Origin of the sequence: Actinoplanes sp. NPDC051494, from assembly GCF_044454705.1 — a bacterium.
Taxonomy (GTDB): Bacteria; Actinomycetota; Actinomycetes; order Mycobacteriales; family Micromonosporaceae; genus Actinoplanes.
Genome location: NZ_JBITDZ010000010.1, coordinates 313,728 through 325,335, shown reverse-complemented (window position 1 = coordinate 325,335; position 11,608 = coordinate 313,728). Strand labels below are relative to the sequence as shown.

Here is an 11,608-nt window from a genome sequence, read left to right as displayed (position 1 = left end):
GGCCTCAGCTCGTGGCTCGCTCCCGGAGCCGGGGCAGGATCTCCTCGCCGTAGACGCGCAGGAAACGTTCCTGGTCCGGGCCGGGAGCGTGGAAGACGAGGTGCTTGAAGCCCATGTCGAGGTATTCCGCCACCTTGGCCACGTGCTCCTCGGGGTCGGCGGAGACGATCCAGCGGCTGACCGTGCGCTCGATCGGCAGCGCGTCCGCGAGGCGCTGCATCTCGATCGGGTCCTCGACGCCGGTCTTCTCGTCGGACGAGAGCGCCAGGGCTCCCCAATACTGGGTGTCCTGGCGGGCCCGCTCGAGGTCGGTGTCGAAGGAGACCTTGACCTCGATCATCAGGTCGAGGTCGTCGACCGTACGGCCGGCCTTCTCGGCGCCCTCCCGGACGGCCGGCAGCAGCGTGTCGGTGTACAGCGCGCTGCCCTTGCCGCTGGTGGTGATGAAACCGTCGGCGACCCGGCCGGCGAGGCGGGTCGCGGCCGGGCCGGAGGCGCCGATGTAGATGGGCACCTGCTGTTCCGGCTTGTCGTAGATGGTCGCCATCTCGGTGCGGTAGAAGGTGCCTTCGAACGTCACCCGGTCCTCGGTCCAGAGCTGCCTGATCAGCTGGACCGCTTCCTTGAGGCGGGCGAAGCGCTCCTTGCCGTCCGGCCAGGTCAGACCGAGCGGCACCTCGTTGAGCGACTCGCCCGAGCCGACGCCGAGGATGACCCGGCCGGGGGCGAGGCAACCGAGGGTGGCGAACGCCTGCGCCACCACCGCCGGGTGGTAGCGGAACGTGGGGGTGAGCACGCTCGTGCCGATCAGCACCCGTTCGGTGCCGGCGGCGAGCGCGCCCAGCCAGGGCAGGGCGGCGGGGGCGTGGCCGCCGTCGTGGCGCCACGGCTGGAGGTGGTCACTGACGAACACGGAGTCGAATCCGTGCTGCTCCGCGTCGATGCCGTAACGGAGCAGTTCGCGCGGGGCGAACTGCTCCGCGGAAGCCTTGTAGCCGAACCGAATCATGGATCGACCCTACCCGGCTGCTTTGTAGGCCTTCCCCGCTTCGGTGGGGGTTCGCGCGTCCTTGTAGAGACCGAAGTCCACGCTGTCGCCGATCGCCGGGAGTCCGAACCAGGCGTAGCGCTCGACGTACGACCGGGATTCCATGCCCTTGGTGGTGCCCTTGATGAACGCGGCCTCCTGGGCTCCCGTCGGGTATCTGGGGCTGCCGGTGAAGTTCATCAGGCCGTACTCGGTGACCCAGATGGGCAGGTCGTACTTCTTGTGCACCGCGTCCACGTACCCCAGGAACTGGTTGACCGCGGCGTCGCTGAAGTCGGAGCCGTACCAGTGCAGGGTGATGAAGTCGACGCGCAGTCCCTTGGCCTTGACGCCGTCCATGAACCGGTCGAGCCAGCCGCCGTCGGTGTCGCCGCCGTAGGCGACCGCCGGGCTGCCGAGCCGCATGCCGGTGTCCTCGAGTTCCGGCCACGCGGCGAGCGCGTCCTCGACGCTCATCTCGGCCTGGCCGGCCAGGTCCGGCTCGTTGAAGCCGAGCAGGACGTCGCCCTCCTTCTTGACCTTGGTGAATGTCGCGTCGGTGACGTTCGCCTTGCCCCAGATCATGGGTACGAACTCGACGTCGGTGGGCGCCGGCATCGTGTCGTTGTCGGGTGACCAGTTGTAGTACCAACCGGCGCCGACGTCGTCGAGCGCGCCCTTGATGCCGTCGAACTGCCATGTCCCGACGCCCTTCTTGACCGACGTCGCGGTGGGCGGCACCACCGCCGCGCTCGTGGTCGCCGACTTCGACGGCTTGGCCTTGCTCTTCGAGGGGGACGGAGAAGGCGAGGCGGACGGTGACAGGGACGGGGTGGCCGGCACCGGCAGGGACAGCCGCGGGGTGGGCGAGGTCGTGGTGGTGACCACGGCCGCGTTGGCCACCGGCTTGTCGTCGTGGGTGTAGACGACCGCCGCGGCCCCGCCGCCGGCGACGGCGCTGGTCGCGAGCACCGCGGTCGCGACCCGGCGGCCGATGCCCACCGTGCCCTTGATGGCGATCTTGGTCGCGAGCGCCTTGCCCGACCCACCGGCCGCGTGTGCCGCCACCTGAGCGGAGTGCGCGCCGCCGGCTCCGGCACCGGCACCGAATCCCGCGACGCCGGTGCTCAGCGAGTGCGGCAGCGGGACGAGGGCCATGCCGGCCAGCAGGCGTTCTGCGGCGACGAGGCCGGACCAGGCCGGGGAGCACCGGCGGCAGTCCCGGCTGTGCCGGGCGATGCGCTTGCGCCACAGCGGGCCGGGCCGGCGGTCCCAGTCGGCGGTGAGCGCGGCGAGCTCCGGGCAGGGCGGGTTCGCGTCGAGCGCCCGTACGACCACCCGGGCGGTCTCGAGCTGGCCCTTCATCCGCTGGATCCGGACCGCGGCGTGCTGGCGGGTCACCTCGATGGCGTCGACGATCTCGTCCCGGGTGAGCTCGCCGGACGCCTCCAGCCACCACAGCGACAGCAGCTCACGGTTGTCCTCGTCGAGCCAGCGGGTCGCCTCGGCGGTCTCCCGGCGCTGCCCGGCCAGTTCGAGGCGGGTGATGGCCAGGTCGGTGAAGTCGGCACCGGGATCGCGCAGGTCGTCGGGGAGCAGCGCGTCGGGGGTGCCCCGGCGCACGCGGTACCGCTCGCGGACCTGACGCACCGTGATCGCCACCAGCCAGGAGCGGAACGCCTCGGGGTCGCGCAGGTCGCCGAGGTTGCGCAGCACCCGCAGCATGGTGTCCTGCACGACGTCGTCGACATCGGCGTGCCCGTCGAGGGCCCGGCCGACGATCGTGTAGACGAGCGGGAGGTACCCGCCGACGAGGCGGTCGATCGCGGCCGGGTCGCCGGCCCGGGCGGCGACCACCGTCGCGGTGTCCGGTTGAAACGCCATCTTGGTGAAGACCCTCTCCGTGGAGCATCGATCATCGCTCGCGGCAGCGGTTTTGCCGACCACAGGAAGGGAGACGGCCCCAACGGCCTGCGATAACAGGAAGTTCGGGCGATTGTTTCGCGGGCCGGTGACGCGATCCGGGGCACACGCGGGGTTAGCCGTCGTCCTGGGCGGGCACTCCGTTGTCATAGACGGAGGAGGTCAGCGCAGCATGCATGTGTCACTCGATCTGAGCCTGCCGCGTGAGGTGGACAGCGTTCCCGCGGTCCGCCGGCTGCTCCGTTGCGCCCTGGCCGTCTTCAAGGTCGACCGGGATGCCGGCGACGACCTGGAGCTCGCGCTGACCGAGGCGTGCGCCAACGTCGTGCGGCACGCCACCGGGGCGAACAGCATCGTGATCCGGCTCGACGTCGCCGAGGACCGCTGCGCGATCGACGTCTCCGACAACGGTGCGGGCTTCGATGCCACTGCCGTGGAAGACCCGTCCACCGACGGCGAGCACGGTCGTGGGCTTTTCCTGATCAAGGCGCTCAGCGAGAACGTACGGATGCAGTCGACCCCGCGCCGCGGCAGCCTGATCCACTTCGAGAAGGCATTCGCCGCCGCCCGTTAGGGCCTGTTCCAGCTCGATCGGATACCGCGCGGGCCCCGCGCGGCGATGGCATCCGTCCCCCCTATTATCTTTGCTCTACGGCAAATATTGTCGTGCTCACCCGTGAAGAGAGGGCAGCATTGTCCGACCGTCCGACACCTGTGGGAGCGTTGCTGCGCGCGGCACCGCCCGACCGCCTGCCCGAGGTGGTGACCGAGCACCTGCGCCGGCAGCACGCCGCCGGCCGGGTCGAGGTGCTGCTCGGCGATCTCACCCTCACCAGCCTCTGGCCCCTCATCGACCCCGACGCCCGGTTCGGCGCCACCCTGGCCCAGCGCTGCTTCGGCAGTCAGCGCCCGGTCGTCGACATCAGCCCCGACCTCAACCGGGTGTACCTCCCGCTCAACGTCTGGGGCGAACGCCTCGGCGTGCTGATCGTGGAGACCTCGCTGCCCTCCGGCGCCGGGCTCACCGAGCAGCTCTCCGCCGTCGCCGACGAGCTCGCGATGACACTGCGGGCCGCCGACGGGGTCACCGACCGCTACCGGCAGGTCGCCCGGCGCCAGCGCCTCACCATGGCCGCCGAGCTGCAATGGGAGCTCCTCCCCGGCCGGTCGCTCGGGGACGACCGCTTCCTGGTCGCCGGTCAGCTCGAACCCGCGTACGCGGTGCTCGGCGACCATTTCGACTGGGAGCTCTCCGGCGACCGGCTGACCATCACGGTGCTCAACGGGCACGGTGACGGCCTCGACGCGGCGCTGCTCAGCACCGTCGCGGTCAACGCCATGCGCAACGCCCGCCGCTCCGGTGCCAACATCGTCGAGCAGGCCGAACTCGCCTCCGACGCCGTGTACGCCCGCTACGGCGGAGCCGCGCACGCCGCCACCCTGCTGCTCGAGGTTGACCTCGTCGGCGGCCGGGTCGAGGCGGTCGACGCCGGGTCCCCGCGCGCGATGATCGCCCGGGAACGCGAGATCCTGCCGGTCACCCTGGAGCAGCAGCTGCCGCTGGGGATGTTCGGCGAGACCCGTTACGAGACCCAGCGGTTCACCCTCGAACCCGCCGACCGGCTGCTGATCGTCAGCGACGGCGTACACGCGGCCACCCCGGCCGGGCGCGTCCCGTACGGTGAATCCGCCCTGCTGAGCGCACTGCGCCGGACGCGGCTGCAGCCCGCCACGGAGGCAGTGGGTACGGTGATGCGCGGCCTCCGGGAGTATCACGCGGGTTCGGACCCCGACGACGACGCTGTCACCGTCTGCCTCGATTGGCGGCGATGACGCTTCAAAACCCCGGCGAACGGGTACGGGCTGCACGGCACACGTCCCTGCACACAGAGGACCGGCATGGAGCGCGTCACGGACGTCGCCGCGGCTGTCGAGTCGACGGTGGAGTCGTTGCTGGGCGTCCTCGAGAACGCCCGGCTGGCCCAGTCCCCCGCAGTACCCCCCGCTCAACTGCGGGTTCTCACCATCATCTCGCGTAACGAGCACGTCAACATGAGCCGGCTGGCGGAGACCCTGGACGTGGTCCCGTCGTCGGCGAGCCGGCTGTGCGACCGGCTGGAGGCGACCGGGCTGCTGCGCCGGGTGCCCGACCCCCGGGACCGCCGCGAGGTCCGTCTGCTGCCCACGGCCGCCGCCGACCGGCTGCTGGACGAGCTGCGCGAACGCCGCCGGGAGGCGTTCGCGGAGGTGCTGGAACGGATGCCCCCGGCCCGGCGGGTGGAGCTGGTCCGTGCCCTCACCGCGTTCGACGCGGCCACCGAGGCCCACCCCACGGGCGACAGCAAAGGACTGCGGACAGCCTGAGGGGTACGCCGTGGGGTACCGTCCCCCGGTGCGCATCGGCATCGTGATCCTTCCCGACGAACGCTGGTCCGAGGCCGGACGCCGCTGGCGCCTCGCCGAGGAGTACGGCTTCGACCACGCCTGGACCTACGACCACCTGGGCTGGCGTGACCTGGTCGACGGCCCGTGGTTCGACGCCGTCCCGACGCTGACCGCGGCCGCCATGGTCACCAGCACGCTGCGCCTGGGCACGTTCGTCGCGTCGCCGAACTTCCGCAACCCGGTGCACTTCGCCCGGGAGGCGCACGCCCTCGACGACATCTCGCGGGGCCGGCTGATGCTCGGCGTCGGCGCCGGCGGCACCGGGTTCGACACCGACGTCTTCGGTGACATCCCGCTGACCCCCGGCCGGCGGGTGGACCGTTTCGCCGAGTTCCTCGAGCTCTTCGATCAACTGCTCACCCAGGACCACATCTCGTACGACGGCAAGTACTACCGCTGCGTCGACGCCCGCACCCTGCCCGGGCCGGTCCAGCAGCCCCGTCCGCCGCTGATCGTCGCGGCCAACGGCCCCCGTTCACTGCGCCTCGCGGCCCGGCACGGCGACGGCTGGGTGACCACCGGCGCCCAGGCCGTGGACGACGAGGCCGCCTGGTGGCGTTCGGTGGCCGAGGCGAGCGAGCGGTTCGGCCAGGCGGTCGAGCGGGCCGTGCGCACCGGGGTGGACCGCTACCTCAACCTGGACTCGTCCCCGGTCTACTCGCTGAGCAGCCCGCAGGCGTTCGAGGACGCGGTGGGCCGGGCCGGCGAGCTCGGTTTCACCGACGTCCTGACGCACTGGCCCCGGTCGTCGAGCTGGTACGCCGGTGACGAGAAGGTGCTGGAAACCGTCGCCGGGCGGCTGCCCGCCCTCCGCGATTCCTGAACCGCGTTCCGCGACTCACCGCAATCTTTCCACCACTCAGCGACAACAAGCTATGCGTATCCCGCGTGAGTCCTAGCCTTTTCGCGTAGTACCCGTGGGTCGATCCGCAGGCATTCACCGCCCGCGATGCGGAACGGTCGGCCGGTCCCGGCCGCGGTCCCGGCCGCCGTTCCGCCCCACCCCGCCGCGGCGCGGGGCACCGGCGCCGTTGCCCCGGCCGGGGCGGCCCGCCGTACCCAAGCAGACATAGGGCACGGCTTTTCCGCCACCGCTTTCCCGGGCCTTTTCACCCGCCATTGGTCACCGGCGGAGCCGATCCGCGCTGGTCATGAGTGCGGCCGGTCGGGAGACCCGACCGGCCGCGGTGACGCGTGGATGGTGCGTTCGATCAGTGGCCGTGGGCAGCCCGGTAGGCGCTGCTCACACTCTGCGGGATACGGCCGCGCTCGGAGATCTGGTGACCGTGCTCGGCCGCCCACTCCCGAATCAGCCTGTTCTCGTCCCGGCTGCCGGCCGTGCGTACCGGAGCAGGCCGCCCCGACACGCGTCCCGCACCGGCCCGGCCGATTCGGGTGCCCGCGTTGATGTACGGATCCAGGGCCTTGCGCAACTTGCCGGCATTGGCCTCGGAAAGGTCGATGGTGTATGCCGTGCCGTCGAGGCTGAACTCGACCGTGCGATCGGCTGGCTTTCCATCGAGGTCGTCGATGAGGGTGGTGATTACCTGCCGCGCCATAACGACTCCTGAGAAGAATCCGAAGAACGCGATCAGTCTGGACTGCGAAGCACGGTATGCGCAACAGTTCTGCCGGATTTCACAGAATATCGCCGAGCCCGGGCAATTAACGAGGAGCACGGCCACTAATTGCGCGGCACTATTGCTGTGAATCGGCGGGCACCGGACGACCCGGTCCACAACCACCGGCGCAAAACCCGGGTGGGCGGTGCCCGCCGGATGCCGTTAGGGTCGTCGCCATGGACGCCGACAACGACCGTGCCACCTGGCACGAGCAGCGGCGGCAGGCTGTCGACGGGCACGCGGCGGCCCTCGCCGCGGACCGGGCCGCCGAGGCGGAGAAGGCCGGTGCGCTGCTCCGGGGCTTCGTGCGGCGGGCCGCCGGGAACGGCCTCGCGCCGCACCCCCTGCGTGCGGTCTCCTTCGACGGCCGGTCCACGTTCCGCACCCCTCTGCGGGGCTGGTACCTCAAGTCCAACCGTTCCGTCGCTGTCGGTGCGGACGGCGGCTACTACGTCCTGACCGTGCCCTCGTCGCTGCGGGCCCGCCTCACCGGCGCGACCGTCTCCCCCAGCACCCCCCGGCTGGTGGTCGGCGCGGGCGGCGGCGACGGCGAAACCATCCCCCTGGCGCACCTGCTCGAGCGCCGCCTGACAGCAGGAGCCGTCTGGCCGTGACACCTCGTTACACCACACCCTCGACCCGGCGCCGCGTCCTCGCCGCCGCCGCAGCCCTCACCCTCGGCGCGGGTGTCCTCGCCGGGCCCGTCCCCGCCTCGGGCGCCACCCCCGTGCCCGGTCAGCTCGGCGCGGCGGCGGCCAAGGCGGACGTACCGTGCCCGAAGCCCGACGTGAAGCCGCCGGCGGGCCGGCCGGCGCGACCCACCCCGCCCAAGGACGACCCCGTCCTGCGCGCGGTCGGCGGCGACAGCATGGCCACCAGCGGTCTCGTCATCCCGCAGGGCGCGAAGCAACCGCCGGAACTCACCGCCACCAGCTGGCTGGTCGCCGACCTCGACACCGGCGAAGTCCTCGGCGGCTGCGGCCCGCACGTCTACGGCACCCCGGCCAGCGTGCAGAAACTCCTGCTCGTCGCGACCGTCATGGACAAACTCGACCCCAAGAAGACGATCACCGTCACCGAGGACGACCTCGACATCGAACCCGGCAGCTCGGCGGTCGGCCTCCTCAAGGGCGGCAAGTACACCATCGCCACGCTCTGGCTCGGCCTGCTGCTGCAGTCCGGCAACGAGGCGGCGAACGCCCTGGCCCGGCTCGGCGGCGGAGACGAAGGCGTCAAAGGCACCCTCGCGGCCATGAACGCCGAGGCCAAACGCCTGGGCGCCTACCAGACCCACGCCGTGACCCCGTCCGGCCTGGACGGTCCCGGCCAGTTCACCAGCGCGTACGACCTGGCGCTGATCGCCCGCGACTGCTTCGCCAACGCGGACTTCCGCAAGTACGCGCTGACGAAGAACACCCAGATCCCCGCCCAGAAACAGCTGAAGAAGGGCGGCTTCCAGATCCAGAACGAGAACAAGCTGATCTTCAACTACGACGGGGCCCTCGGCGGCAAGACCGGCTTCACCCAGCTGGCCCGCCACAGTTACGTCGGAGCCGCCCAGCGAGGAAAACGCCGCCTCGTCGCGACCCTTCTCGGCGCGGAGAACAACCCCCTGCGCGGCTATCAGCAGGGCTCGGCATTGCTGGACTGGGGCTTCTCCCTGCCCGCGGACGCTTCCGTCGGCAAGCTCGTCGACCCGGACGCCCAGGACCCCACCGCCACGTCAGCGGGCGAGAGCGCCGCTCCGGCGGCTCCCAGCTCGGCCGGTTCCCCGGTGGCGCCTGCCGCGGCTCAGCCCGCGTCCTCTTCCGGCAAGGGCCTCTCCATCGCCATGGCCGCGGCTGTCGCGGTGGTGCTTGCGGCCACCCCGCTGCTGTTGCTGCTCACCCAGCGCCGGCGGCGGCTCCGGCGGCGGGCTGCCCGGCGGCAGGCGGACGCTTTCTACTGACGGTTGGTGGGTGGGGTCGGTCACCCTGGGACGGGCGGAGGCCGGGGTGACCGAGAACAGGCGTAGGACACCTTCGCGATCCGCCCGCCCCGGCGAAACCCGGGCGTCGGCCAAACGGCATCCTCGCGGAGAATGAAGGGGCAGACAATGACCGTCACGAATGCGGAGATCACCATCACCGCCGTCAGCTCCCCCCGCAAGACGGGAAGCTCCGTGCAGCCGGCCGAGGACACCGCTACCGCCGAGTCGCGCGTCGGTGAGCTCGCGAGGGCGGGGTGACCGGACCCCGCCCACCGAGTCCTAGGCGAACGCCAGCCCGAAGATCCAGATGACCGCGACGCCCAACGCGGCGGTCAGCTCGACAAGCAGAGACAGACCGACAGCTCCGAGCGCCTGCCGGGTGGACGGCCAGGCCGCCCCCGGACCGAGGCGGACCCGTTCGGCGAGGAAGAGGCCGAGGACAAAGCCCAGGACGAGGCCGACCAGGGGTACGACGAAGAAGCCGATCACGCCGAGGGTGCCGCCCGCCAGCAGGGACATGGTCGGGACGCCGGTGTTCTTGAGGCGCTTGCCGGGCCAGAGGTATTTGATCAGGGTGCCGGCCAGGGCCAGCACCGTGGCCAGGGCGAGGACCACCCAGCGACCGTTGCCGGCGTCGCCCAGCAGGGCCCAGAACAGGACCGCCGCCCAGCAGAGGAGCAGCCCGGGCAGGAGCGGGATGATCACGCCGAGCACGCCGGTCACCATCGCGATGGCGGCGATGACGGTGACGGTCGTCCCGGTGTCACTGAGATCCATGGTGACAACCGTGCCTCAGCGGTGCAACAACCCTCAAGCCCGGCCCCCGGCTACCGATGGACACTCAGCGCCGCCCCACCCCCGGGTGGCGCCTGAGGAGCCGCGGAGGTACCCGTCATGCGTCGAGTCATCAGCCACCGCCTCGTCCCGCGGCGTTCGCTGTGACCCCCCGCAGCGTCCTCGCCGTCGGGGCGCACCCGGGTGATCTGGAGTTCGGGTGCGGGGGCACGCTGGCCGCGCACCGGGCCGCCGGGGATTTCGTCACGATGCTGGTGCTGTGCTGCGAGGGTCCGGACCACGAGTCCACGAAGCGGACCGAGGCGGCCGCGAAGGCGCTGGACTGCCTGCTGCTGTGGGGGCCGGAGGCGTCCGAGCGCCGGCATGCCCCGGATCGGCGCAAGCGGGACCGGGGTGCGCTGGAGCGGCGGTCGGGGGTCGGGCGCCCGCCGGCGACCGCCGCGATCGAGAACGTGCTGACCGGGGTCGACGCCGACGTCGTGTACGTGCATGCCCCCGAGGATGCGAACGAGCAGCGCCGGGCGGCCGCGGAGGCCACGGTCGCCGCGGCGCGGCACAGCAGCCGGGTGCTGCACTACGCCGGCGAGTCGACGCTGCGGTTCGATCCCGCGCTGTATGTCGACGTGTCCGCGTACCTGCAGAACAAGCTCGAGGTCTGTGGTGATCCGGAGCTGTCCACCGCGACGGCCCGGCATTTCGGGGCGCAGGCCCGGGTGCGGTATGCCGAGGCGTTCGCCCCGGACCGCTTCGTCTGGGACCTCATCCGGAAATAAGGGCAACCGGTCCGCAACTGAGAGCGACCAGAAGGCGTACCCAGCGTCACGCAAAGTTTCTCCCTGTCAGCCGGTAGCCCGAAGCCGCGGGCCGCCGACCAGATACCGGGGGAATCACATGACCAGCACCATGACGACCGCTGCCGACCTCACCGCCGACACCGCGACCGCCGTGCTCGTGCCGGCCCTGTCCGCCGCGGAGCAGGAAGAGATGATCCGCAAGCACATGCCGCTCGTCGGTCACCTGGTGCGCGACATGCTCACCCGCATCCCCAACCACATCCACCGCGACGACCTCACCAGCGCCGGCCTGCACGCGCTGGTCACCGCCGCCCGCGGCTGGGACCCGAACCGCGGCATCCCGTTCCACCGCTTCGCGACGACCCGGATCCGCGGCGCGATCCTCGACGAGCTGCGCTCGCTCGACTGGGCCACCCGCTCGGTGCGGACCAAGGCGCGTACCACCGAGACGACCCGCCAGCAGCTGGCCACGCAGCTCGGCCGCACGCCGACGAACGAGGAGCTGGCGCAGGCGCTCGGCACCACCACGACCGACCTGAACCAGACGGACAACGACGTGCAGCGCGCCACCGTGCTGTCGCTGCAGGGTTTCACCACGAGCAGCGCCGACGACCTGGTCACCGAGGCCGCCCCGGGTCCGGAGGACATGCTGATCCGCCGTGAGCAGATCGGTTACCTGCACCACGCGATCGGCTCGCTGCCGGAGCGCCTGCAGCTCGTCATCACGGAGTACTTCCTCAAGGAGCGCCCGATGGCGGACATCGCCGCCGACCTGGGCGTCACCGAGTCGCGGGTCTCGCAGCTGCGCGGTGAGGCGCTCGCGCTGCTCAAGGACGGCCTGAACACCCACCTCGACCCGCACATGGCCCCGATCCCGGAGAACCCGTCCAGCATCGTCGCCCGCCGCCGGGCCAGCTACTACTCGCAGATCGCGGGCAACACCAACCTGCACTCCCGTCTCGCTCTGACGAACGCCCACGGTCACACGACCCTCGCGCACGGTGCGGCCTGACGGGTACGGACCACAGGTGCG

At 71.3% G+C, this 11,608-nt stretch carries 13 protein-coding genes; 9 read left to right on the top strand and 4 right to left on the bottom strand.

Features of this window, described 5'->3' with window-relative positions:
- Positions 1-4: 4 nt before the first annotated feature.
- Together fgd and ACIA6A_RS30895 are read right to left on the bottom strand one after the other, a co-directional pair.
- A complete protein-coding gene (gene fgd, locus ACIA6A_RS30900; protein WP_396101469.1) occupies positions 5-1,009 on the bottom strand; it encodes a glucose-6-phosphate dehydrogenase (coenzyme-F420) in 1,005 nt (334 codons plus the stop codon).
- A 9-nt stretch (positions 1,010-1,018) separates the two neighbouring features.
- On the bottom strand, positions 1,019-2,911 hold the full coding sequence (locus tag ACIA6A_RS30895) for a sigma-70 family RNA polymerase sigma factor (protein WP_396101468.1): 1,893 nt from the start codon (positions 2,909-2,911) through the stop codon (positions 1,019-1,021).
- A 211-nt stretch (positions 2,912-3,122) separates the two neighbouring features.
- Between ACIA6A_RS30895 and ACIA6A_RS30890 the strand changes: the two genes are divergently transcribed.
- The 4 genes from ACIA6A_RS30890 to ACIA6A_RS30875 all read left to right on the top strand — a co-directional run bounded on the left by ACIA6A_RS30890 (position 3,123) and on the right by ACIA6A_RS30875 (position 6,218).
- Complete coding sequence (locus ACIA6A_RS30890; RefSeq protein ID WP_396101467.1) at positions 3,123-3,524, top strand: ATP-binding protein; 402 nt, start codon at positions 3,123-3,125, stop codon at positions 3,522-3,524.
- Between the two features lie 119 nt (positions 3,525-3,643).
- Positions 3,644-4,783 carry a PP2C family protein-serine/threonine phosphatase gene (locus tag ACIA6A_RS30885; RefSeq protein WP_396101466.1) on the top strand — a complete coding sequence of 380 codons (1,140 nt, stop codon included), beginning with the start codon at positions 3,644-3,646 and terminating at the stop codon, positions 4,781-4,783.
- 66 nt (positions 4,784-4,849) lie between these two features.
- Positions 4,850-5,314 carry a MarR family winged helix-turn-helix transcriptional regulator gene (locus ACIA6A_RS30880; RefSeq protein ID WP_396101465.1) on the top strand — a complete coding sequence of 155 codons (465 nt, stop codon included), beginning with the start codon at positions 4,850-4,852 and terminating at the stop codon, positions 5,312-5,314.
- Positions 5,315-5,342: 28 nt separating this feature from the next.
- Entirely contained in the window at positions 5,343-6,218 is an 876-nt protein-coding gene (locus ACIA6A_RS30875; RefSeq protein ID WP_396101464.1) for an LLM class flavin-dependent oxidoreductase, read from the top strand.
- Between the two features lie 388 nt (positions 6,219-6,606).
- Here the strand turns inward: ACIA6A_RS30875 and ACIA6A_RS30870 are convergent, their stop codons facing one another.
- Positions 6,607-6,954 carry an Lsr2 family protein gene (locus ACIA6A_RS30870; protein WP_396101529.1) on the bottom strand — a complete coding sequence of 116 codons (348 nt, stop codon included), beginning with the start codon at positions 6,952-6,954 and terminating at the stop codon, positions 6,607-6,609.
- A 239-nt stretch (positions 6,955-7,193) separates the two neighbouring features.
- On the opposite strand from ACIA6A_RS30870, the gene ACIA6A_RS30865 reads away from it, so the two are divergent.
- From ACIA6A_RS30865 to ACIA6A_RS30855, 3 genes are all read left to right on the top strand, one after another.
- Positions 7,194-7,631, top strand: a complete 438-nt coding sequence (locus ACIA6A_RS30865; protein WP_396101463.1) for a hypothetical protein — start codon at positions 7,194-7,196, stop codon at positions 7,629-7,631.
- Positions 7,628-8,965 carry a D-alanyl-D-alanine carboxypeptidase family protein gene (locus ACIA6A_RS30860; protein ID WP_396101462.1) on the top strand — a complete coding sequence of 446 codons (1,338 nt, stop codon included), beginning with the start codon at positions 7,628-7,630 and terminating at the stop codon, positions 8,963-8,965. The genes ACIA6A_RS30865 and ACIA6A_RS30860 overlap by 4 nt, the downstream gene beginning before the upstream one ends.
- 147 nt (positions 8,966-9,112) lie before the next feature.
- Positions 9,113-9,244 (top strand): hypothetical protein, encoded by a 132-nt coding sequence (locus ACIA6A_RS30855; protein WP_396101461.1) that lies wholly within the window; start codon positions 9,113-9,115, stop codon positions 9,242-9,244.
- Between the two features lie 21 nt (positions 9,245-9,265).
- Here ACIA6A_RS30855 and ACIA6A_RS30850 read toward each other — a convergent pair whose 3' ends face one another.
- Complete coding sequence (locus tag ACIA6A_RS30850) at positions 9,266-9,763, bottom strand: DUF456 domain-containing protein (RefSeq protein WP_396101460.1); 498 nt, start codon at positions 9,761-9,763, stop codon at positions 9,266-9,268.
- Between the two features lie 161 nt (positions 9,764-9,924).
- Between ACIA6A_RS30850 and ACIA6A_RS30845 the strand changes: the two genes are divergently transcribed.
- Together ACIA6A_RS30845 and ACIA6A_RS30840 are read left to right on the top strand one after the other, a co-directional pair.
- A complete protein-coding gene (locus tag ACIA6A_RS30845) occupies positions 9,925-10,554 on the top strand; it encodes a PIG-L deacetylase family protein (RefSeq protein WP_396101459.1) in 630 nt (209 codons plus the stop codon).
- A gap of 118 nt (positions 10,555-10,672) precedes the next feature.
- Positions 10,673-11,587 carry a sigma-70 family RNA polymerase sigma factor gene (locus ACIA6A_RS30840; RefSeq protein ID WP_396101458.1) on the top strand — a complete coding sequence of 305 codons (915 nt, stop codon included), beginning with the start codon at positions 10,673-10,675 and terminating at the stop codon, positions 11,585-11,587.
- Positions 11,588-11,608: the final 21 nt, after the last annotated feature.

Excerpts from the sequence above, each read along its gene's own strand:
- fgd (WP_396101469.1), bottom strand. The coding sequence starts at position 1,009 with ATGATTCGGTTCGGCTACAAGGCTTCCGCGGAGCAGTTCGCCCCGCGC.
- ACIA6A_RS30895 (WP_396101468.1), bottom strand. The coding sequence starts at position 2,911 with ATGGCGTTTCAACCGGACACCGCGACGGTGGTCGCCGCCCGGGCCGGC.
- ACIA6A_RS30890 (WP_396101467.1), top strand. The coding sequence starts at position 3,123 with ATGCATGTGTCACTCGATCTGAGCCTGCCGCGTGAGGTGGACAGCGTT.
- ACIA6A_RS30880 (WP_396101465.1), top strand. The coding sequence starts at position 4,850 with ATGGAGCGCGTCACGGACGTCGCCGCGGCTGTCGAGTCGACGGTGGAG.
- ACIA6A_RS30870 (WP_396101529.1), bottom strand. The coding sequence starts at position 6,954 with ATGGCGCGGCAGGTAATCACCACCCTCATCGACGACCTCGATGGAAAG.
- ACIA6A_RS30865 (WP_396101463.1), top strand. The coding sequence starts at position 7,194 with ATGGACGCCGACAACGACCGTGCCACCTGGCACGAGCAGCGGCGGCAG.
- ACIA6A_RS30855 (WP_396101461.1), top strand. The coding sequence starts at position 9,113 with ATGACCGTCACGAATGCGGAGATCACCATCACCGCCGTCAGCTCCCCC.
- ACIA6A_RS30850 (WP_396101460.1), bottom strand. The coding sequence starts at position 9,763 with ATGGATCTCAGTGACACCGGGACGACCGTCACCGTCATCGCCGCCATC.
- ACIA6A_RS30840 (WP_396101458.1), top strand. The coding sequence starts at position 10,673 with ATGACCAGCACCATGACGACCGCTGCCGACCTCACCGCCGACACCGCG.